Source organism: Paenibacillus sp. SEL1 (assembly GCF_054602535.1).
Window position 1 is genome coordinate 2,843,907 of record NZ_CM137723.1, and the last position, 21,094, is coordinate 2,865,000.

Consider the following 21,094-nt stretch of genomic DNA (forward strand, 5'->3'; position numbering starts at 1 on the left):
ATCATTATAGCTCTTTTTGACCTGTCTTTGTTGTTGATTGTGTGGAAGCATCCTCATTACTGGTTTTACTGCCCCCTGTAAAAGAAGCTTTATCCTTCTTGGTAGACGATGCACTGTCTGGCTGTTTCGTTTCGTTCTGATCCTTATTTTGTTCCTGTGTTTGTGAGGGTGGATTATTAAATATATCCTGCACATACGTTTTCAGTTCTTCCGGATCGCGGACAGTAAGAACTGCCGCGCCGCCCACATTCTCTTCTCCGAGCATCTTCATCGGTGGGACCTGCTCGCTGCCTGCAAAGTTGCTTTGGTACCCCACATTTGCCAGCTTCCACATATCGTTAACACTGAGATTCGTGTCGATGTACGGGTTAACCTGCTCTAAAATATTCGGCAAGTTAGCGATGGAAGTCGTGGTCTGCATTTTCTGGGATACGGCTTCCAAGAATGCCCGTTGCCGTCCTGATCGGGAGAAGTCGGACATTGCATCGTGGCGGAACCGCACATATTGAAGCGCCGTGTTGCCATCTAGATGCTGCATGCCCTTTTTCAAATCAATATCGTACTGATGTTTATCCGCATTACTTGTATAATGCATATCCTTTTCCACTTCAAAATCAATCCCGCCTACGGCATCCACCAGTTTGATAAAGCCCTGGAAATCCGTGTAGACATAATATTGCACCGGGATGCCTAACAGGTCGCCAGCCGTCTTCATGGCCGTGTTGGGTCCGTGAGTAATGGCAGTGTTAATTCGATTTTTTCCGTAGCCGGGAATATCCACGTACGTATCACGCAAAATAGAGAACAGGTGGATTTTTTTCTTAACGGGGTCCAGTGATACAACCATCATGCTGTCTGATCGGGGGACTTCCCCTTTCTGGATACCGCGCCCATCGACACCCATCAGTAAAATGTTAACCATATCGGTACCTTCCCACTTGGGTGGTTCTGGCGTACGAACCTGATCGACCTGCTTTACATTTTTGAAGGGGGAGTTAGCGCCCTCTTTATGCAGATTATCCAGCTGATTATAAATGGATGTAAAATAGTACACGGCAAAGCCGACAATCGCGACGATTACCACGGCTAGAACCGACCATATCGTCCTTTTGGTTCTGCTTGTCATGGATGCTCTCCCTTTCGCTTTTCAGTTCATTACATTATAATTTCTTTTTGGAGCACAATCAATTTAACTATGGATTTTACAAATCCTGATTGAGAGGTATAACATGCTGGCAATTGATGTGCAGGATCTGCGCAAAACATTTAAGGTTCAAAAAAATCGCGAGGGCTTAAAGGGTGCCTTCCTTGATTTATTCGCCCGCGAATACAACGAGGTAGCCGCGGTCAAAGATATATCTTTCCGTATTCCGCAAGGAGAAATATGCGGTTATATCGGTGAGAACGGCGCCGGAAAGTCCACCACGATTAAGATGCTGACAGGCATTCTCGTGCCGACATCGGGACATCTCAAGGTGGGCGGTTATGTCCCTTATGAGGAACGCGAGAAATTTGTAGGCAACATTGGCGTTGTTTTCGGTCAGCGCAGTCAGCTTTGGTGGGACATCGGTGTGATCGAGTCTTTTCAACTACTGCGGAAAGTATATCAGGTTCCGGCTACGGACTTCAAACGCAGGCTGGATGAGCTGGTAGAGAGGCTGCAATTGCAGGATCTGCTAAGCCGCCCGGTACGCAAGCTTAGTCTCGGGCAAAGGATGCGCTGTGAGTTGGTAGCTGCCTTGCTGCACAATCCGTCTATTGTTTTTCTGGACGAGCCGACCATTGGGCTTGATATTATGGTGAAATCCGAAATTCGTGAGTTTCTGAAGGACATGAACCGGGATCACGGTACGACTATTTTGCTGACGACCCATGATTTGCAGGATATTGAAGCGCTGTGCTCGCGCGTCATTATGCTGGATGATGGAAATATCATTTATGATGGTGGTCTGGAGGATCTGAAGGCGCGTTGGGGGACAGGTCGAGAAGTACGGTTCCAGTTTGGCACATCGACCCAATTGGAGCAATTACAGGCATGGACTGCTGATATGCCACTGGCTTGGACGATGGATAATGATTTGGCTGCCAAAGTTTGGATTCCTCTTCATATTAATGTATCGGATGTGCTCGCTTGCGTAGTCGGTCGCACGGACATTACGGATATCAAAATCATTGAAACCAACACGGATGATATCGTCCGCAGTATCTATCAGTCTGGTTCGGCTGAACGCCAGGGCAATCCGATAGTGGAGGCCAAAGTTCATGCTTAGCGTATACACCGATTTTATTCGTATCCGATTTCTCACGATGCTTGCGTATCGTGTGAACTATTATTCAGGAATCCTTATTTATTGCATGAATATTGGCGTGTATTATTTCACATACAAAGCGATATATGGCGATGCGGGTAGCATTGGAGGCTTTACCGCTGCTCAGATGACGACGTATGTAGCAGTATCGTGGATGGCGAGAGCCTTTTATTTTAACAATCTGGATCGTGAGATTTCGACGGATATACGTGATGGAAGCATTGCAATTCAGATGATCCGACCTTATAACTATGTACTTGTTAAATTTATGCAAGGACTCGGCGAGGGAATGTTCCGTTTTCTGCTGTTTATGATTCCAGGCATGGCGATTGCGATGCTGTTATTTCCGGTAAAGCTTCCCACGGATCCGGTAGCCTGGGTTGGTTTTCTGGTCATGCTGTTTTTTAGCTTTATGATCAACACTCAGATTAATATTATTACGGGATTAACGGCCTTTTTTATCGAAAATAATGAGGGCATGATGCGTATGAAGCGCGTAGTTGTAGATCTGTTTTCTGGGTTGATTTTGCCAATCAGTTTGTTTCCCGGCTGGCTGGCGACGATCGCCCAATGGATGCCGTTTCAGGCGATTACCTATTTGCCGGGTTCTGTATTTACGGGACGTGTAAAAGGCGTGGGCATCTGGAATGTACTGGGTATCCAAATCATTTGGCTGGTCGTTCTGCTCGTGCCGATGATCATCATTTGGCGACTGGCGCGCAGACGTCTGTTCGTGCAGGGAGGGTAAGCCGATGATGTACTATTTGGGTCTCATTAGCGAATATTTGAAAAATTACATGAAGTCACGGCTCACCTATCGGGCTGACTTTTGGGTAGAAGTGATTTCAGACCTGCTGTTTCAGGCCACGAATCTTATTTTTATCCTGGTTATTTTTATGCATACAGACAGTTTGGGGGGCTGGAGTGAAAATGAAGTCGTGTTCGTTTATGGATTTTTCATGGTTCCTTACGGACTATTCAGCTGTTTTGTCAACCTTTGGAACTTTAGCGAACGTTATATTGTGAAAGGTGAGCTCGATCGGGTAATGACTCGTCCTGCATATAATCTGTTCCAGATTTTCCTTGAAAATGTGGACCCGCCAGCGTTGGTGGGCTCAGTGATCGGTCTGATTATTATGGGGATCAGCGGGGCACAGATGGACTTGGCTATGGAGTGGTGGTTCGTACCAGCGCTGATCGTTTTGAGCCTAAGTGCCGTAGCAATCTATACAGGCATTTACACCATATTGACTTCTCTTTCATTCTTTTCGGATGCCCCCACTGGAATTATTCCGCTCATGTACAATATTCAGGGCTACGGACGTTATCCGGTGACCATCTATAACCGTGCCATTCAGGTTGTGCTGACTTGGATACTACCTTTTGCTTTTGTTGGTGTATATCCAGCCTCCCTATTCCTCCACCGAGAGGACATGCGCCATATGGCTCTCTTAACTCCTGTGATGGGGATTGTCTTTCTGACCTTGGGCTTACTGGCATGGAACTGGGGAATTCGCCGCTACAGAGGGGCAGGCTCGTAGGTCAGATCACATAAGCCCCCCACAAGATAGGAGATGATAAGATGTCCACGATAACTACCGTTATTGGGCAAGAGGCACCGGATTTTGAATTGCCTGGGAGTGAAGGAAAGCGTGTCAAGCTGTCTGATTATCGAGGCAATAGGGTGTTGCTGTATTTCTATCCCAAGGATTTGACCTCTAGCTGCTCGACCCAGGCTTGTGATTTTCGGGATAAACATACGGAGTTTGAAGGCTTGAACACGGTGATTTTGGGGATAAGCCCAGATCCACTCAAGCAGCATGACAAGTTTATTGCAAAGTACGGACTCCCTTTTCAGTTGTTATCTGATGAAGAGCATCAGGTCGCTGAGACGTATGGTGTATGGCAGCAAAAACAGATGTACGGCAAGCAGTACATGGGTATTGTTCGGTCTACGTTCCTTATTGATGAAAATGGCATTTTAGTTCATGAATGGCGTGGTTTAAGAGTGAAAGGGCATATTGATGCTGCGCTGGCATACATTCAGGATATGGCGTAAGTGAAGAACAAAGAAAACCTTTTGAAATCGGATTATGCTTTTTTAAGCATCGGTTTCAAAAGGTTTTTGTTAATTTTTAGATGCGTTTTGTCGATGCTTCCACTTTTGCTTGCAGAGATAAACACCCCATAAAACAAGCGGAATGATCAAGCCGTTGGTATAATGCCAAGTAGACATGGGATAAACCAGAGTTCTTACATAATAAATCACATTTGGGGTTATCGAAATGGTCATGCCAAACACAAGCCCTCCTGCGGGGATGACAAAGGGACGGATATTAGAAATTCGGAATAGTTGGGTTGTTCCGAAGGTAAACGCGTAAAAGAAAATGACTCCCTTGAAAAAAGCGGCCAGTGCCCAGGTTAATGAGACAAGCGACTCAATGCGTGTAATATAATTCAGTTCATTGATTTTTGTTGTAAGTGCAGAAGAAATGTATGGACTGTAGTTGGTCACAAAGGGCCCAATGATAAGGAGGGAGAGCAGTAAAAAGAGGGTAATCAGCACTCCGCCTATGAGCGACGCCAGCAGCATATCTCTTTTAAAGTGGCCTCTTTTGTTTACAAAAGGAAATACCATGAGCATGATAGACATGCTGGCAAAAGGCATTCCCGCGCCTGGAACCATCCCTTTAGCAACAGGAGCGAGCCCGTTTTCCAAAACAGGCCGTACATTAGAAAGCTGAATTTGTGGCAGGAGTGCCAAGATCAGACCACAGAAGATGAGTACATACACAGGTAGCAAAATCTCGCTAACCCGACTAAAGGCTTCAATTCCCGCTAGCGCAGTAAGCACCAGTAGTGAAACTTCCATCGCCAGTAGAACGCTCAAAGGGGTTTCTTCAAATAATTGTGTACTCAGAAAATCTCCTACCTCTCTCGCATTAAGGGCGGTACCCATAAAAAAATAAAACAGATACCAGCAGGAAACAATAGATCCGAACACAGGTCCCAAAATTTTGCGGATGGCTTCAATAAGCGAAAGATTCGGGTAGAGCTCATGAACGCGAATAAGTACATAAATGATAACTAAGCCCAACGGGATAGATAATATAGAGCTGATCCAGGCATCCTGCTGAGCAATATGTGTAATGATAGTCGGATAGATTAAGAGCATATCCCCGATTAAACTCAGGAACATCAGGACAGTCACTTGCCGAACGCTAATACGTGCTTTTTTTAACATGTGGCTGCCTCCTTTCTAAAAACCAAATATATTTGACACAAAAGCGTTAACAGGGTTATAGATGGTTTCAATCAGAATCAGCGGGCTTGGCGTAACCTCTAATTTTGCAGCAAGAATACTAAGCCATGTGCCTAATCCGAGCATAATGATATACACGAACATATCCTTAAAGCGATGCTTTCGGTACAAGCCTGGTAAATCTTTGGCAGCAATGGCTAGACCGATACAGATAATGACAATGGTGATCAGCATGTTAAGGCTCCTTCCGTTAAGGGTGAGGGTCAACCAGGTCCCAGGCTGTGACGGCCTTTCGATCTAAACTTGTATACGACAAGCAGCAGCAAGGGAAGGACCACGGAATCAGTCAAATCCCAATAAATCCAGGCGTGAACGATCGTATCCAGATAATAAGTAATGTTGGGTGCCGACACGATAATCAGACCAAACAGGATCATGAAGCTAGGGCCCAGAAAAGTCCGTACATTGTCTAAACGCAGTAGCTGAGTCATCCCTAAGGTAAAGGCATAAAAGTGTAAGATGGTTTTAACAAAAGTAGTGATAATCCAGGCTGTGCTCATCAGGGATTCAACCCTCTGTAAGAAGTTCCCTATGTTAATTTTTTTAGATAGCGTATAAGAGGTATACACGCTGTGTTCGGTTACAAAAGGGCCCAGAACCATGAGAGAAACCAGGAGTAGTACGCTTAACAGAACGCTGGCAGTAAGGCCGGCTAGTAAAACTGATTTTTTTAGACCCGGTTTTTTGCTTACATAGGGGAAAATCATGAGTAAAAAAGCTAATTCTCCGAAGGGGTAGGAGAGCGCAAATATGCTGCCTTCCATAATCTTAGGAATACCTTGCTCCATAATAGGCTTAAGCTGCTGACTTTCACATTGGGGAAGCAAGCACAGGATTAAAAACAAAGCGAAAGCCAAGCACAATGGAAATAAGATTTGAGCCGTACGGGCAATAGGCTCCAATCCCATATACATCCCCCACATCAGCACAAGGATTAAGAGTAAATTGATAACGGGAAGAGGTGTCATCACATAGGTCTGGCTGTTCATAAAATCTCCAACTTCTCTTAAATAAATCGCTGAATTCATCATTAAATGGAACAAATACCATATTGAGATGAGGGCGCCTAGCCACGGACCCAAAATTCGCTGGCAGAGCTGAATAAAGGTAAGTTCAGGGTATAGCTGGTGTACCCGCAGGAGCAGCAGCAGTACAGCTAGTCCTGCGGGGATGCTTAGAAATGAGCTGATCCAGGCATCCTGCTTGGATATGCTAGTAATGAGGGAGGGATACACCAATACGCAGTCTCCGATAATACTCAAAAATACGAGTACGGCTATATTTGTAATGCTGATACGCCCTTTCTCCTCCACCCAGCTCACTCCTTCATTTCTTTTTGGAACGATTCAAACAAAGAACCAATTTTTTTGATCGTCGTCTTTGCCTTATATTCAATCTGTAAGTCCATAAATGGATTTTCTTTTTCTTCTTTTAGTCTTTTCCAAAGCTCTGGTTTGGACTGGTGGATCAGCTGACCAAAGCCGAAAATGTCTGATTTAAACTCACGACGAACAGTCTCTACGGAATGCTTCAAAATTTCAACGATTTTTTCATTGCTTGCGGCCTCAATTTCTTTAATATCAGCCATACTGCTTAACTTCATATGCTTACAATTGACCTCTCGTACAGTGCTGTCGTTGGTAACGGATATGGAGATAACAGGTTCTCCATCGCGAATGATCACTTTTTTTTGGGTTTCGCTGTTCAAGGTTAATAAGGCGATATTCCCCCCTCCCTGACAGTCGACGTGTCCTGTAGTTGATTCCACTGTATTCCGAATGTAATTAAACCCTTTGCTGTCTTGTTCATTGATCCAGCCCAGCAAGCGGTCTTTTTTTAAGACACCGATACCGGAGAACCTCAGTATGGTTCCAGGAGATATGCTTTTGGTGTCATCTATACCTTTTTCATTAGACGATTCTATATCTCCCAAAGCTTCCAAAGCGGGCAGAGTGGACTGGATGTCAGGATTAGCCAAGTCGCTCAGCAGTTGATCCATGGTTACTTTGGTGGCAGGAGCCCATGTTTTGGTTAACGTATCCAATGAAGCAAACATTTTATTGGCCGGTAACTTTTCAAGTGGAGTGGGGATCTTTAGCATCGTGGAAGCCTTGTTATCTTTGGCTATCGCAATATAAAAGTCACTTCTAGTAAAAGGCTCTCGCATCAAGGCTTCAATCGCATCAGAAATTCCTCTTCTCGCATACTCTTCACCTAAAATCAGCATACGAATATGAGATAAATAGATGATTCGCGGGCTTGTATCCGTCATTTTTTGAATAGCCTCTTGAATTGTGGGCGCAGTGGCCTCATAAGTAACGACGGGCGAGCCTGCACTTGGTGAAGATTTGGAAGCTACTGCCGAAGGAATAACCACCTGAGCCGTCACCTGATACTGGTCACCTTCCATATCCACTCCGATCCCAATAGCGATGCCCAGCTCGTTTAATTCTTTGCGATCCCAGCAACCACCTAATAGTAATGCAATCAGTCCCCAGACGAAGAACAAATGTATGGTCTGCTTCATGGTTGATCCCTTCTGGTTTTTGATTTATGGCCAATCCGTCTTTTTTTCGTTTTTTGGCGCATCGTATTTTGGATAGAAATGGATTGAGACCGTGTCGTCATGCGAGGCCAAGGTAGGCGAAACAGTGTATCTTTCATATCGCTTTCCACATAGGGACCAAACGGGCTCATATAAGATACTCCAAACGATCGCAGACTGGTTAAGTGCAGTAAAAGCACGATTAAACCCATCAATATTCCAAGAAGCCCGAAGGCTGCGGCTAGCATCATTAAGGCGAAGCGTATAATACGAACCGCTATCGACAGGCCGTTTTCTGGAATAACATAGCTGGAGATGGCGGTGATTGACACGATAATGACCATAGCCGCCGAGACAACCCCCGCATCCACGGCTGCTTGCCCAATGACCAGTGTGCCTACAATAGATACAGCCTGTCCGACTGTCCTCGGAATTCTGACTCCTGCTTCACGCAAAATTTCATAAGTAATTTCCATGAGCATCGCCTCGATAAAGGCTGGAAACGGTACGCCTTCCCTTTGTGCTGCGAGACTGACCAATAAGTTTGTAGGAATCATCTCTTGATGAAAGGTAGTTACCGCAATATAAACTGCTGGTGCAAGCAAAGCGATAAAAAAGGAAAAGAAACGCAGCAAACGCAGCAAAGTGCTGATGTCAGCACGCTGGTAATAGTCCTCCGCCGACTGGAAAAATTGAACGAACAATGCGGGTATCAACAGTACAAAGGGGGTCCCGTCCACCAAGATAGCGATTCGGCCCTCCAGTAGGCTGGCAGCGACCGAATCCGGGCGCTCGCTGTTATAAATGGTGGGAAACGGGGTGAAGGTTTCATCCTGAATTTCCTCCTCGATGTAACCCCCTTCCAAAATCCCGTCAATATCAATTCGGTCCAGACGTTCTCTCAGCTCCTGAATAACTCCTTCGTCAGCAATCCCTTTGACATACATCACGGCCACATTGGTATGAGTCACTTGACCAATCTGTCTTGTTTCCATCCAGAGACGCGGATCGCGGATTCGCCTACGAATTAGGGCGGTATTGGTACGTAAATTTTCGGTAAAAGCCTCCATTGGACCCCGTACGACACTTTGGGATTGGGGTTCGCTGACACTGCGATCCTCCCAACCGACCGCATCAATCCATATGCCCTTTGCGTATCCGTCCAGCAAAATGATAATACCGCCAGATAGCATCTGGTTGAATAAGGCATCCATTTCGTCCACACTACCTGAGTTACCTGCAATCAAAACTTGATCCTTTAAATAGTCGAACGGTTCCGCACCCTCCGGTACATGATGCTCGTTTACCCGCATTAATGAACGTAGAACGGAATCATGGAGCAATTGAGTGTTAATCAGACCATCGATATAAAACAAAGCTGCTGGCCATTTTTGCATCCATAATAGCTCTTTAATGATTACATCTCCGCTGTTTCCAAAGGAGCTTTCGATATGGTTTACATTATCCCTCAAGTTAGAGGACACATGAGTAAGTGGACAACTTTTATTCTGATTTGGCATACGTAAAATCCTCCGATATTGGAGTTTGTTGGCTTAGTATGCTCTGAATATATGAATTTATGCCTTGACGATTATAGAGCGATTTTTATAAATTAGATATATAACTAATTAGATTTATGTATAATGAATGAACCCTAAGTATCGGAGTTGATTAAAATGGTAGATAGACAATACAGGAAGTTATTTGCCGCAGGTATCATTAACGGAATGGGAGACCGATTCTGTCAGATCGCTTTGTTGGCTTTAATTTATCGGCTTACCGGTTCGGGATTCAGTGTGGGTATCCTGCTGGGATTGCGGGTGATTCCTTTTTTAGTCCTGTCACCTGCGGCGGGCGTGCTTATTACCCGCATATCCCGGCGTATGCTTATGATGACCACGGATCTTTTCAGAGGCTTGGCAGCCCTTGCCTTTTTAGGTGTTCATAGTCCTGAGGACATATGGATCATTTATGGAGTCAGTACCCTGCTAGCCTGCGGAGAAGCTTTGTATGCTCCTGCTCGTAAATCATCCATTCCGCTGCTTGTTCGTCCCTCCAAATTATTGAAGGTGAACAGTCTTGAGCAGGTGATGAGCGGGCTGGTGCTGGTCGTTGGTGCTGCTGCCGGAGGCATCATATCTGCTCTCTTTGGACCACAAGCTGCATTTATATTGAACGCAGCAAGTTTTTTTGCCGCAGGTTTGATCGTTCGCAATATTGCATTTCCACCTGTCATGAAGGAGAAAATAAGCAGGGAGGATCATCCAAACCGGAGCAGATCGCGAATGTTGGACTGTATTCGTGCATCCGTTCCTCTCCAAGTTGTTGTTGCATTTGAGTTGCTGGTTCCCATGCTCAATGGCATTGATAATGTTCTGATTAGTGTATATGCAGTGCAGGAATTCAGGCTGGGCGATGCCGGAATCGGATTGTTTTACGCCGCTTTGGGCGCGGGTCTGGTTGCCAGCTATGCAATAGGATATTTATTCAGTGGTTCTTTGTTGAAGGGAGGACTGGTATGCCTTTTGTTGGAGGGGATTTTACTTATGGGTTTAAGCGGTATTTATCACGCATGGGCGGCGGTTGCTATTTACTTCTTAATTTCGTTGGCTGGCGGGGTAGGGGCCATTTGTCTGGATACATTATTAATGCGGGAGACCCCATTGTATTTACAGGGTCCATTGTTGGGCATGCTGACGGCGTGGAGCCAAGGTACCATCGGATTGTCTATGTTTGGAGCAGGGGTGGCGATTGAAATGATGGAGCCGCGTATGTTGGGTTGGGTTGGAGGCGCGGGATTTGTGGTGATATCTATCGTGATTTCGATGTATTATGCAAGGATTCGTAGCCGTAAGGCAGCAGGAGTTTGACTACTTCAAGTCATCCTTGTTGCTGGTTTTCACCGATTTTTCAGATTTGCGTAGCGAGCTAAACAGGGAGCTTCTCCACCGGTAAATAATATACAGCAGGATTATGAACCCGACGACTCCCGCAATTCGCAGCGCATACAGCTCTACCAAATGGAAAATGGCATCCCATTGGGGACCAAATAGCTTGCCGATGCTTAGAAAGAGGATGACCCAGAATAAAGCGCCGCTGTAAGCATACAAGACAAATTTACGGAAAGAAAGAGCAATAATCCCGGCAAAATAACCGGTAAAATGCCTGACACCGGGGATAAAATATCCAAGGAAGATAAGCCAGTATCCATATCGTTGGAACCATTTTTGTGTTTTCTGAAGCTTGTCCGGCGATAACAAAACCCATTTACCGTATTTCTGAATAAAGGGGAGTCCAGCCCATCTTCCAATAAAGTAGGTAATAGTCATACCGAGGGTTGTGCCCAGAAAAGCTAGTAGCACCAGTTTACCGAAATCCAAGGTACCGGCATAGGAGAGATATCCCGCATAAGCCATTGTGGTTTCCCCGGGAAATGGTAAAGCAATAAACTCAAGCAGCAAGCCGAAAAAAAGGACGCCGTAGCCGTATTCTTCGAACAATTGCGCGATCCACTTCAGCACATCCATCGTTTACACTCCTACGAACAGATTGATTATTTTAGAATCAATTCATTTTAACAATCTTTTCATGCCCACTCAACTCCGGTTGATTTCTTGACGTCTTGTTTTATCGTTGCGTATAATGAAACGAACAATTGAGGGAGGCACGGTAATGAATAAGCCTAATGAAATCGTTGTAGTTCTTGATTTTGGAGGACAATACAACCAGTTAATCGCAAGAAGAATTCGGGATCTCGGCGTATATAGCGAGCTCCTTCCATACAATACGCCTGCGGAGAAGCTGAGAGAGCTGGCGCCAAAAGGGATTGTTTTCTCAGGCGGACCTTCCAGCGTATATACAGACAATGCTCCTCAGGTGGATCGGGCAATTTATGATCTTGGCATCCCTATCTTTGGTATTTGTTATGGCATGCAACTGATGGCTCACCAACTGGATGGTAAGGTAGAACGTGCGGGCAAGCGTGAGTATGGCAAAGCAGACGTGCAATTCAATCAGGATGCCCGCTTGGCTAAAGGATTGGATTCTCGTCAAACCGTATGGATGAGTCATGGGGATCACGTTACAGATCTGCCGACTGGCTTTACACTGGATGCAGGAACAGAGAGTGCGCCGATTGCCGCGATGAGTAACCTGGAGCGGAATCTGTATGCGGTGCAATTTCATCCAGAGGTGCGTCATTCCGTTCAAGGTAACGAGATGATCAGCAACTTCCTTTATGAAGTGTGCGGTTGTGAAGGCAACTGGACCATGGAGTCGTTCATTGAAGATCAGATTCGTGAGATTCGTCAACAGGTAGGCGACAAGAAAGTATTGTGTGCCTTAAGCGGTGGCGTGGATTCTTCCGTTGTAGCGATGCTCATTCACAAAGCGATCGGTGACCAACTGACGTGTATGTTCATTGACCATGGATTGCTGCGCAAAGGTGAAGCCGAAAGTGTAATGGAGACGTTCGTTGGTAAATTTGATATGAAAGTTGTCAAAATTGACGCACGTGAGCGCTTCTTGTCCAAGCTGGCAGGAGTCGATGATCCAGAACAAAAACGTAAAATCATCGGTAACGAGTTTATCTATGTGTTCGAGGAAGAATCTTCTCAATTTGACGATTTTACTTTCCTGGCACAAGGTACGCTGTATACGGATATTGTAGAGAGCGGAACAGCAACGGCACAGACCATTAAATCCCATCATAATGTGGGTGGTTTGCCAGAGAACATGAAGTTCAAGCTGATCGAGCCGTTGAATGCCCTCTTCAAGGACGAAGTGCGTAAAGTCGGCGAAGAATGTGGACTGCCAGCTGAGATTGTATGGCGTCAACCATTCCCAGGTCCGGGTCTTGCCATTCGTGTGCTGGGTGAAGTGACAGAGGACAAGCTAACGATTGTTCGTGAGTCGGATTACATTTTGCGCGAGGAGATTGCTAAAGCCGGTCTGGACCGGGAAATCTGGCAATACTTCACCGCTTTGCCGAATATGAAGAGTGTTGGCGTTATGGGCGATGCTCGTACGTATTCTTACACTGTAGGTATTCGTGCAGTAACCTCCATCGACGGTATGACCGCCGACTGGGCACGTATCCCTTGGGATGTGCTGGAGAAAATTTCGGTACGTATCGTAAACGAAGTGGACAACGTGAATCGCATCGTGTACGATATCACCTCCAAACCACCAGCAACGATTGAGTGGGAATAAACGCGGGAACTCCCGCCCTGTAATCACGAACCTTTTGAGATTCACCAATACAACATCAGGACTCCTCCGCATCGGCCGAAATATCGCTGTGCGGCAGGAGTCTTTTTTACGGATTCAAGGTCGAACATCTGCTCCCACTCCAAAATGAGAGCGGGGAAGAGAGTATTTTATGGGTCAAAATCAAGGAACCCCAGTTATTTTCAACGGATATGAGGTTGAAAAAAAGGAGATATTATTCAATAATAATGTCTCCAGATTGTCGAGAAACCCCCTGTTTTTTTGCAGGGGGTTTAAAACTGTCTTAGTGGTCTAAAAACTAGGGTCCTCAGATCGTTTTAAATCGATTTTTGTTTTAAAAGATGCGTCTCCCCATATAAAAATAGAAGTGTCGAAAAGTCCTCTGGACTTTCTCGACACTCTGGAGATATTATTCAATAATAATGTCTCCTTTTTTATATGACTTTATCAGCTTCAAGCTTTTTTATGTTATCCTCCAATGGTGTCATGTTTTGATACTAATATATTTTATAATATACCTAGAATAAAGTGTTACATATCCCGTTTCATTAAATGCTGTTCTAAGGAGAATAAAGAGATGAAAAAATTATTTTTGTCGTCCTCATTTAAGGATGTTGCACCATGGTTAGTCCATTTCGCCGGTGAAAACTTGGAAGGAAAAAAAGTCACCTTCATCCCAACCGCAAGTATTCCAGAGAAAGTTAAGTTTTATGTGGAATCAGGAAAAAAAGCATTAGAGAGTTTAGGATTAGTCGTGGATGAAATCGAAATAAGCACAGCAACCTGGGATGAAATAGCGAGTAAAATTAGAGGGAATGACTATATTTATATTACCGGAGGCAACACATTTTATTTACTTCAAGAGTTAAAAAGAACTGGGGCTGACAAAATCATTGCTGAAGAAGTTAATGCAGGGAAATTGTATATAGGCGAATCTGCAGGTTCGTTGATTTTATCACCGAATATCGAATATGTTCAACTTATGGATGATGTGCAGGAGGCGCCTGCTTTAGATTCCTTTGCTGCGCTAGGGGTCATTGAATTCTATCCAGTCCCCCATCATACCAACATTCCGTTTAAAAAAGCGGTGGAGAACATCATTGAGGAATATGGCAGCCAATTAAATTTATATCCAATCAGCAACGCGGAAGTTATTTTGGTTGAAGGTGACAGGATAAAAGTGGAGAACACATGACTTCATTAAAAAGGCAGCACAATATAAAGAACCTTTAACTCCACATCTATCGTGGGGTTGAAGGTTCTTTTTTTATAATTCTACCTTACCATACGATCTTTTTCCCAGTTGCAGCCGATTCCTCAATGCGGTCCAGTAGCTGATGCAGCTTTAAGGCATGGTTGAAATCGGGAGCGAGACGGGTGTGTGTCAAAATATCCTCGGCAAAAACATAATGAGCCTTGGCTACATTCAGGGTTACCCCTTGTTTTGGGAAATCCAGGCTTGTATTAGGCTCTCTAGTTATACTTATTTGTTCAAAAGCGCCATTAGGACCATGACTCTGCGTACTGCTTGGATCGTACACAAGTTTTTCGAGCGTTAGATTCCCAAATTGAACATGCCCAAGCGAAGAATTCTGTGTCAAACGCAAAATGCCCTTTTTCCCCTGAATCTCTATCTCAAACTTAGAATTTACTCCACCTTGAATGTGAACGGATACCGGTACTCCTTTTTCCAACAGCCCGTGAATCAAAATCTGATCGGCTGTATTCTTGGAAATGACTTCACCCGTTTCCTCAATAGTGGCTTCGTTATAGCGGGATGATGTGATGGCCGATAGCTCGCGGAATTCGCCAACGATGTATTGCAGCGCATCTAGGGAATGCCCGCCATTAATCGTGAGCAGATTAGCCCCATTGGCTCTATTCAGCAAATAAGCAGTGTCCTGATCTACTTGTCCTCCTTTGCCGGGAGTAGCTACTTGCATATGACAGGATATAATTTCACCAATCTCTCCGCCCTCTACGAGTTTTTTCATCGTTTGCACTTCAAGATCCTGTCGTGCCTGCAAGCCGACGGTATGATGAATGCCTGCCAATTCCGCCGCCTTGGTCATTTTAGCAGCTTCCGCAGTGTTTGCCCCCAAGGGCCATTCACAAAAAATATGCTTTCTCTCTTGAATTGCCGCCATCACCGCCTCGTAATGATGGGGAACTTTTATGCTCACCACGACCATATCCACATCCTCGGAAGTTGCGAGCTTTTTGGCATCATCAAAAGCCAGTGCCGCGCCTACTTCTTCTGCGCTTTGTCTCGCACTCTCCATACGAGAAGTACCGACGGCAGTGATATCTAAGTTTAAGTGCTTGAGCAAAGCCGGAATATGCGTTTGACTGGCCCATTTATTATTCATCGAACCTCCTACGATACCTACACGAATCTTCTTTTTGATCATGTTGCCATACCTCCTGATTTTTAAAATGAAGGTGGAAAATAGCATCCAAGGCCAATATAATACATTTAACTCATAAATAATAATGCTTGTTTATGATATAGATATCATTTTATTTGATGGGAGGTGAAGAGATGGATATTGAAAATATGCAGGCATTTGTCTCGGTGGCAGAGCTGAGAAGCCTGACAGAAGCAGCTCAAAAGTTGAATCACCTGCAATCGAATATGACGGCCAAAATAAAGAAGCTGGAGGCTCATTACGGCGCAGCGTTATTTTACCGAAAGCCCCGTGGTATGGAGCTGACACCTTCAGGAGAAATCCTATATGCTCAGTTCAAGCAAATGTTGTTGCTGTGGCAAGACACGGAGATGAAGATGAGACCGCAGGAGGAAAAGCTGCGCATCGGTACGATGCAGTCCATTGTTGCGGGGGAAACAACAAGGGCGCTTACGAAGGTATACGAGCTATACCCGCAGGCCTCGGTTACATTAAAAACCGGAACCACCACGGAAATGGAGCGATTGATCCTCGACGGCGAGCTCGATATTGCTTTTGTCACAGGGTATCCCACCAACCCGTATATTCATTATCAAAAAATATGCCGTGAAGAGCTGGTGCTGGTGGGGAAAGGCATACATGAAGGCTCGGATCTCAAACAGGTGCTGCAAGGAGCTTCTATTATCATATTGTCGGATGGCTGCCTGTACCTAACGCATTTAAAGAAGATGTATCAGGACATGCAATTGACCCATGGCGAGGTTGTGGAGGTCGGTGTGTTTGAAACGATGGTGGAATTTGTCTTGATGGGAATGGGAATCACCCTTATGTCTAAAAGGCTTGCGCGGCAATTCAAAGTAACATCCTATTTGCCCGCTCCCCCAACCTTCGGCTACATGGATACATATTTAATAACCCGGCCAAATCACGAAATGACAGCGATTGAACATAAATTTATCGAAATCAACAATACGATCTAATAGATAGGAGAGACATCGAATGACAATCAATCAAGGCAAATACCAAGGCAGCCATGCTGTATTTCTGGGCGATAGCATTACGTTTGGATATGAATTGCGTGATGGAGAAAAGCCTTACCCCCACCTTGTGAGCGGCGCACTGGGATTCCTAACCTTTGAGAATCACGGCATATCCGGCAGCAGTGTAGCCAGCGGCGGTTTTGAACCGATGTGTGAGCGTTATGAGAAAATGAACCCTCACGCGGACGTAATCTTTTTTATGGGGGGAAGAAACGATTTTTCGATGGGAGAAATACCGTTCGGTAGCTTGGATACGCCATCGACAGAAACGCGTACGTTTTATGGTGCGCTCAAGCATATTGCCGAAGGATTAATTAACCGTTATCCGGACAAGCTGATCGTCTTTTTGACTCCGCCTCACGGATCAAGTGATACGGTTCCTGAGCATCTGCCTAATGCCATTACTGGTCAAGTCTATAGCGCGTATGCACAGGCTGTGAGAGAAGTGGCCTCACTTTATTCTTTCCCGTGCTGCGATCTGTGGAATATCACCGGAATTCAACCACTATTGCCTGTACATAAACAAATGTACTTTACAGGGGAAAATGGTGTTCCTGACGGCCTGCACCCGAATCAGGCAGGCCACGAGCGGATGGCGGCCCGTATTATCGGATTTATGAATACACTGTAATTTGGACCATTTCATCGTTTTATTGAATGACCCTACTAACTACAAGTTCTAGAATGCTCAGGCTATTTGTTTAGCTTGCATTTTTTTGTGATTGTAGGATTTGTATATATAGACTTGTCTCAGGACTTGTATATTTTTAGTGAGCGTGTATAATACTTGATATATCAATTGATGGGTCAAGCATTAGAAGGAGGGTTTGTCATCGAACATTGCTCTGAAAGAAGCCAGTTGTTTTATCGCATGCATCTTTTGTGTAAAGAAATGAATAACGCCTTTGAAGCACAGTTAAAAACCAGCTTTACCAAGGTTGAAATTTTGTATCATATTGATCATCGTCAGGAACTAAGTCAGCTGGAGCTCCAACATCTGCTCGTTCTGGATGGTGCAGCAGTGACCCGACATCTGAGAAGGCTGGAAGAGGAAGGTCTGATTTTTCGTAGTAAAAAAGAGCAGGACAAGCGTGTGACCTATATACGTTTGACCGAATTAGGGGTTCAAGAGCTGCAAGTTTTGTCAGAGCAAAGACAAGCCTTTCAGGAAAAGCTGCTATGTAAGTTTACAGATGAGGAAATTGTGGTTTTGACAGATGTGCTACAACGTATGTCTAGCAATGTAAAGAATATGTAAATGTGCGAGGAGGAAATGGATATGAAAGCCATCGTTATAGATCAGTATGGAAGCAAGGATGAATTGAAAGAAAGAGAAGTGCCTACTCCTACACCACAGGCTCACCAGGTTGTAGTCAAAGTGGCGGCTACCTCCATCAATCCAATTGACTGGAAGCTGCGTGAAGGTTACTTAAAACAAATGATGGATTGGGAGTTCCCGATTATTTTAGGCTGGGATGTAGCCGGTACTATTTCGGAAGTAGGCAGCGAGGTCACCGATTGGAAAGTGGGAGATGAAGTGTTTGCACGCCCGGATACCACCCGATTCGGTACTTATGCCGAGTATACCTTGGTGGATGATCATCTGCTGGCACGTAAACCCGCCTCAATTTCTTGGGAGGAAGCCGCTTCTGTACCTTTGGCGGGGTTGACTGCTTGGCAGGCGCTCTTTACACATGGTCAACTGACCAAAGGGGAAAAAGTATTAATCCACGCAGGTGCAGGTGGCGTAGGTATGTTTGCTATCCAGTTTGCCAAACAAGCCGGAGCCTATGTCATTACTACAGCCAGTGAGCGTAATCATGAATTGCTTGCTTCATTGGGAGCCGACCAAATCATTGACTATCGTACAACTCGTTTTGAGGAAGTTTTATCTGATGTGGACGTGGTGTTCGATACGATGGGTGGGGATGTTCAGAAAAACAGCTTTAAGGTAGTGAAAAAGGATACCGGACGGATCATATCCATTGTCAGCAATTTTGACGAAGAGTTGGTGAAGGAGTACAACGTAACAGCCCAAAATATATGGCTGGAGCCCAACGGACAGCAACTACAGGAAATTGCCGATCTGTTGGAGCAAAAGAAAGTAAGATCGGTAGTAGGAGCTACGTTTCCTTTTTCACAAAAAGGTTTGTATGACGCACACGCTTTAAGCGAAACCCACCACGCTGTTGGTAAAATTGCAATAACCTTCTCATAAGGACGCATACACATATACAGCATGAAAGGAATTGCACGATGAAGATTTTAGAAGATTATTTTCACTACTATGATCTATCGTTTATCTGGAAAATATACCGGACTCAGCGAATGCCTTTGATAAGTACAAAAATATCTGATTCCTCTAAATGATAACCCGTCAGCTGCATAATAGCTTGCGGGTTTTCTGTTTCCGAACAATACATATGTGTTCAATTTGTAACATTCGCTTTTTCTGTTGACAAGCAGTAGGTGAGAGCCTAAAATAACGAATGTAATAATATAGCGCATATGAATGCGAATATTACTTCAAACGAACGACAACAATACGAGTATGCTTTGCGTAGGAGGAATTACGACTCATGGAGCGTTTTTTTAAATTAAAGGAACATGGCACGAATGTCCGCACAGAGATTATTGCGGGGATTACTACTTTTATGACCATGGCTTATATTCTGGTGGTCAACAATACCTTTTTAGGTCCGACTGGAGCAGGTATGCCCAGTGAAGCTGTCTTTTTTGCGACGGCGGTAGGTGCAGGTTTGGTTACCATACTGATGGGGTTATTCGTTAATGTGCCGATCGGCATGGCGCCGGGTATGGGCTTGAATGCTTATTTTATGACTGTAGTCCTGAGTTCCAATGGCATGATTACTTGGCAAGCGGCACTTGGCGCTGTATTTATATCCGGTATCGTCTTTCTGATTTTAACCGTGACACGAGTAAGACAGATGTTGCTTGTTGCAGTTCCGGAAAATTTAAAGACAGCCATTACAGTGGGTATCGGTTTGTTTATTACGATTGTCGGCTTCAAGCTTTGTAATCTGGTTATGGTGAGCATCGTTCCAGGGACAGATGTTGGTCAACCGGTTCCGGGTCATGCTTTTAATTTGATTCTGGGAAGTCTGGTACATCAAAAGGATGCACTGCTGGCGCTAATCGGATTGCTTATTATCGCAGCACTGATGGTCGTTCGGGTCAAAGGTGCATTGCTGATTGGGATCGTAGCTACTACATTAATCGGTATTCCGATGGGAGTAACAAATCTGAGTAGCTTGACAACAGGCAACTGGATTCCTGATTTCAGTAATTTGGCTGTAGGTCAGTTAGACTTGAAAGCAGCTTTGCATATCGGTCTGTTTGATATCATTTTCATTTTCACATTTGTAGAGTTGTTTGATACGTTCGGTACCTTGGTAGGTACGGCTACACGCGCGGGTATAATGAAAGATAAGAAAAAAGGCGAGAAAATTATCGGTAAAGCGATGCTGGTTGATGCAGTTGGGGTAAGTACTGGTGCAGTATTGGGTACAAGTACGATTACAGCATTCGTAGAAAGCTCCGCAGGGGTAGAAGAAGGTGGACGTACCGGATTGACTGCTGTAACGACAGGTGTTCTGTTCTTGTTGGCCCTGTTTATTGCACCGTTGGCTCTGGTTGTGCCTTCTGCCGCTACTGCTCCAGCTCTGATTATCGTTGGGGTCCTAATGATGAGTCAGGTTCGCAATATCGACTGGGATAACTTCCTGTTGGCGTTTCCTGCATTTTTGACCATCGTGCTGATGCCTTTCACAGGTGGAATCGCGAATGGTATCTCTGCTGGTATTCTGTCTTACGTTGTGCTGGCTGTGTTTAGTAACCTGTTTACCAGCAATAAAGTTAAAATTCACTGGCTCATGTGGGTGCTTGCTATTATTGTAGTGGTCCGCTTTGCCTTTATGGGCTCCGAATAATCAGTAGATATAGAACACAGAACCTTCTTCCTGTTGCTTAAGGGAAGAGGTTCTTTTTTTGTAGTTAGACGCAGATAGATACAAAGGAGCTATTATATAGAAGGAAAACGAATAATAATAAAGTATTGTGAAACCTTATCTAATAAATGCTTGCAAAAAGGATATGTATATGGTATATTCTAATTCCGGCCAAGAAATACAATATTGCGAGCGAGTATTACAAAAAAGATTTCAAAAAAATGCTTGCAAAGTTGGTTCGGACATGATAAGATATAAGAGTTGATGAGGCGA

20 protein-coding genes are annotated in these 21,094 nt (G+C 44.7%); 12 read left to right on the plus strand and 8 right to left on the minus strand.

Going from position 1 to position 21,094, the window contains the following annotated elements; all coding sequences use genetic code 11:
- Positions 1-4 precede the first annotated feature (4 nt).
- Positions 5-1,126 (minus strand): LCP family protein, encoded by a 1,122-nt coding sequence (locus tag ACYCSE_RS13030; protein ID WP_459702441.1) that lies wholly within the window; start codon positions 1,124-1,126, stop codon positions 5-7.
- Positions 1,127-1,229: 103 nt separating this feature from the next.
- Between ACYCSE_RS13030 and ACYCSE_RS13035 the strand changes: the two genes are divergently transcribed.
- From ACYCSE_RS13035 to bcp, 4 genes are read left to right on the plus strand one after another with little or no spacing between them, the layout of a single operon-like run.
- Entirely contained in the window at positions 1,230-2,270 is a 1,041-nt protein-coding gene (locus tag ACYCSE_RS13035; RefSeq protein WP_028540997.1) for an ABC transporter ATP-binding protein, read from the plus strand.
- Positions 2,263-3,057 (plus strand): ABC transporter permease, encoded by a 795-nt coding sequence (locus tag ACYCSE_RS13040; RefSeq protein WP_053324641.1) that lies wholly within the window; start codon positions 2,263-2,265, stop codon positions 3,055-3,057. Before ACYCSE_RS13035 ends, ACYCSE_RS13040 begins: the two co-directional genes overlap by 8 nt.
- 4 nt (positions 3,058-3,061) lie before the next feature.
- On the plus strand, positions 3,062-3,850 hold the full coding sequence (locus tag ACYCSE_RS13045) for an ABC transporter permease (protein WP_080710685.1): 789 nt from the start codon (positions 3,062-3,064) through the stop codon (positions 3,848-3,850).
- 41 nt (positions 3,851-3,891) lie between these two features.
- Positions 3,892-4,368: a thioredoxin-dependent thiol peroxidase gene (gene bcp, locus ACYCSE_RS13050; RefSeq protein ID WP_235307248.1), complete on the plus strand. Its 477-nt coding sequence runs from the start codon at positions 3,892-3,894 to the stop codon at positions 4,366-4,368.
- A 69-nt stretch (positions 4,369-4,437) separates the two neighbouring features.
- Here bcp and ACYCSE_RS13055 read toward each other — a convergent pair whose 3' ends face one another.
- From ACYCSE_RS13055 to ACYCSE_RS13075, 5 genes are read right to left on the minus strand one after another with little or no spacing between them, the layout of a single operon-like run.
- Positions 4,438-5,553, minus strand: coding sequence for a GerAB/ArcD/ProY family transporter (locus ACYCSE_RS13055; protein WP_254351204.1), 1,116 nt, complete (start codon positions 5,551-5,553; stop codon positions 4,438-4,440).
- Between the two features lie 15 nt (positions 5,554-5,568).
- The gene (locus ACYCSE_RS13060; protein ID WP_039270687.1) at positions 5,569-5,805 is read right to left on the minus strand and encodes a hypothetical protein; all 237 of its coding nucleotides are present in this window, start codon (positions 5,803-5,805) and stop codon (positions 5,569-5,571) included.
- Between the two features lie 29 nt (positions 5,806-5,834).
- The gene (locus ACYCSE_RS13065; RefSeq protein ID WP_254351203.1) at positions 5,835-6,944 is read right to left on the minus strand and encodes a GerAB/ArcD/ProY family transporter; all 1,110 of its coding nucleotides are present in this window, start codon (positions 6,942-6,944) and stop codon (positions 5,835-5,837) included.
- A 5-nt stretch (positions 6,945-6,949) separates the two neighbouring features.
- A complete protein-coding gene (locus ACYCSE_RS13070) occupies positions 6,950-8,158 on the minus strand; it encodes a Ger(x)C family spore germination protein (RefSeq protein WP_322172333.1) in 1,209 nt (402 codons plus the stop codon).
- Positions 8,155-9,696, minus strand: coding sequence for a spore germination protein (locus tag ACYCSE_RS13075; RefSeq protein ID WP_322172331.1), 1,542 nt, complete (start codon positions 9,694-9,696; stop codon positions 8,155-8,157). Before ACYCSE_RS13075 ends, ACYCSE_RS13070 begins: the two co-directional genes overlap by 4 nt.
- Positions 9,697-9,852: 156 nt before the next feature.
- Here ACYCSE_RS13075 and ACYCSE_RS13080 point away from each other — a divergent pair, with 156 nt between their 5' ends.
- Positions 9,853-11,046 (plus strand): MFS transporter, encoded by a 1,194-nt coding sequence (locus tag ACYCSE_RS13080; RefSeq protein WP_250259414.1) that lies wholly within the window; start codon positions 9,853-9,855, stop codon positions 11,044-11,046.
- Here the strand turns inward: ACYCSE_RS13080 and ACYCSE_RS13085 are convergent, their stop codons facing one another.
- Positions 11,047-11,703: a DedA family protein gene (locus tag ACYCSE_RS13085; protein ID WP_250259413.1), complete on the minus strand. Its 657-nt coding sequence runs from the start codon at positions 11,701-11,703 to the stop codon at positions 11,047-11,049.
- 145 nt (positions 11,704-11,848) lie between these two features.
- Between ACYCSE_RS13085 and guaA the strand changes: the two genes are divergently transcribed.
- A complete protein-coding gene (gene guaA, locus ACYCSE_RS13090) occupies positions 11,849-13,387 on the plus strand; it encodes a glutamine-hydrolyzing GMP synthase (RefSeq protein ID WP_013308777.1) in 1,539 nt (512 codons plus the stop codon).
- Positions 13,388-13,982: 595 nt separating this feature from the next.
- Positions 13,983-14,600, plus strand: coding sequence for a peptidase E (locus ACYCSE_RS13095; protein WP_061831557.1), 618 nt, complete (start codon positions 13,983-13,985; stop codon positions 14,598-14,600).
- A gap of 85 nt (positions 14,601-14,685) precedes the next feature.
- Here the strand turns inward: ACYCSE_RS13095 and ACYCSE_RS13100 are convergent, their stop codons facing one another.
- Positions 14,686-15,816, minus strand: a complete 1,131-nt coding sequence (locus ACYCSE_RS13100; RefSeq protein WP_322163542.1) for a Gfo/Idh/MocA family protein — start codon at positions 15,814-15,816, stop codon at positions 14,686-14,688.
- Positions 15,817-15,947: 131 nt separating this feature from the next.
- Between ACYCSE_RS13100 and ACYCSE_RS13105 the strand changes: the two genes are divergently transcribed.
- From ACYCSE_RS13105 to ACYCSE_RS13125, 5 genes are all read left to right on the plus strand, one after another.
- Positions 15,948-16,793 carry a LysR family transcriptional regulator gene (locus ACYCSE_RS13105; protein ID WP_322163540.1) on the plus strand — a complete coding sequence of 282 codons (846 nt, stop codon included), beginning with the start codon at positions 15,948-15,950 and terminating at the stop codon, positions 16,791-16,793.
- Positions 16,794-16,812: 19 nt separating this feature from the next.
- Positions 16,813-17,484, plus strand: coding sequence for an SGNH/GDSL hydrolase family protein (locus ACYCSE_RS13110; protein ID WP_250259406.1), 672 nt, complete (start codon positions 16,813-16,815; stop codon positions 17,482-17,484).
- Between the two features lie 156 nt (positions 17,485-17,640).
- Positions 17,641-18,111 (plus strand): MarR family winged helix-turn-helix transcriptional regulator, encoded by a 471-nt coding sequence (locus ACYCSE_RS13115; RefSeq protein ID WP_250267461.1) that lies wholly within the window; start codon positions 17,641-17,643, stop codon positions 18,109-18,111.
- Positions 18,112-18,132: 21 nt separating this feature from the next.
- Complete coding sequence (locus ACYCSE_RS13120) at positions 18,133-19,071, plus strand: NADP-dependent oxidoreductase (RefSeq protein WP_459702443.1); 939 nt, start codon at positions 18,133-18,135, stop codon at positions 19,069-19,071.
- Between the two features lie 361 nt (positions 19,072-19,432).
- A complete protein-coding gene (locus tag ACYCSE_RS13125; protein ID WP_322163533.1) occupies positions 19,433-20,803 on the plus strand; it encodes an NCS2 family permease in 1,371 nt (456 codons plus the stop codon).
- The last annotated feature ends 291 nt before the right edge of the window (positions 20,804-21,094 follow it).

Bases quoted from the DNA above. Each gene is read 5' to 3' on its own strand.
- guaA (WP_013308777.1), top strand. From the start codon at position 11,849: ATGAATAAGCCTAATGAAATCGTTGTAGTTCTTGATTTTGGAGGACAA.
- ACYCSE_RS13125 (WP_322163533.1), top strand. From the start codon at position 19,433: ATGGAGCGTTTTTTTAAATTAAAGGAACATGGCACGAATGTCCGCACA.
- ACYCSE_RS13085 (WP_250259413.1), bottom strand. From the start codon at position 11,703: ATGGATGTGCTGAAGTGGATCGCGCAATTGTTCGAAGAATACGGCTAC.
- ACYCSE_RS13040 (WP_053324641.1), top strand. From the start codon at position 2,263: ATGCTTAGCGTATACACCGATTTTATTCGTATCCGATTTCTCACGATG.
- ACYCSE_RS13055 (WP_254351204.1), bottom strand. From the start codon at position 5,553: ATGTTAAAAAAAGCACGTATTAGCGTTCGGCAAGTGACTGTCCTGATG.
- ACYCSE_RS13110 (WP_250259406.1), top strand. From the start codon at position 16,813: ATGACAATCAATCAAGGCAAATACCAAGGCAGCCATGCTGTATTTCTG.
- ACYCSE_RS13080 (WP_250259414.1), top strand. From the start codon at position 9,853: ATGGTAGATAGACAATACAGGAAGTTATTTGCCGCAGGTATCATTAAC.
- ACYCSE_RS13100 (WP_322163542.1), bottom strand. From the start codon at position 15,816: ATGATCAAAAAGAAGATTCGTGTAGGTATCGTAGGAGGTTCGATGAAT.
- bcp (WP_235307248.1), top strand. From the start codon at position 3,892: ATGTCCACGATAACTACCGTTATTGGGCAAGAGGCACCGGATTTTGAA.
- ACYCSE_RS13105 (WP_322163540.1), top strand. From the start codon at position 15,948: ATGGATATTGAAAATATGCAGGCATTTGTCTCGGTGGCAGAGCTGAGA.
- ACYCSE_RS13070 (WP_322172333.1), bottom strand. From the start codon at position 8,158: ATGAAGCAGACCATACATTTGTTCTTCGTCTGGGGACTGATTGCATTA.
- ACYCSE_RS13095 (WP_061831557.1), top strand. From the start codon at position 13,983: ATGAAAAAATTATTTTTGTCGTCCTCATTTAAGGATGTTGCACCATGG.
- ACYCSE_RS13045 (WP_080710685.1), top strand. From the start codon at position 3,062: ATGATGTACTATTTGGGTCTCATTAGCGAATATTTGAAAAATTACATG.
- ACYCSE_RS13030 (WP_459702441.1), bottom strand. From the start codon at position 1,126: ATGACAAGCAGAACCAAAAGGACGATATGGTCGGTTCTAGCCGTGGTA.
- ACYCSE_RS13035 (WP_028540997.1), top strand. From the start codon at position 1,230: ATGCTGGCAATTGATGTGCAGGATCTGCGCAAAACATTTAAGGTTCAA.
- ACYCSE_RS13120 (WP_459702443.1), top strand. From the start codon at position 18,133: ATGAAAGCCATCGTTATAGATCAGTATGGAAGCAAGGATGAATTGAAA.
- ACYCSE_RS13075 (WP_322172331.1), bottom strand. From the start codon at position 9,696: ATGCCAAATCAGAATAAAAGTTGTCCACTTACTCATGTGTCCTCTAAC.
- ACYCSE_RS13060 (WP_039270687.1), bottom strand. From the start codon at position 5,805: ATGCTGATCACCATTGTCATTATCTGTATCGGTCTAGCCATTGCTGCC.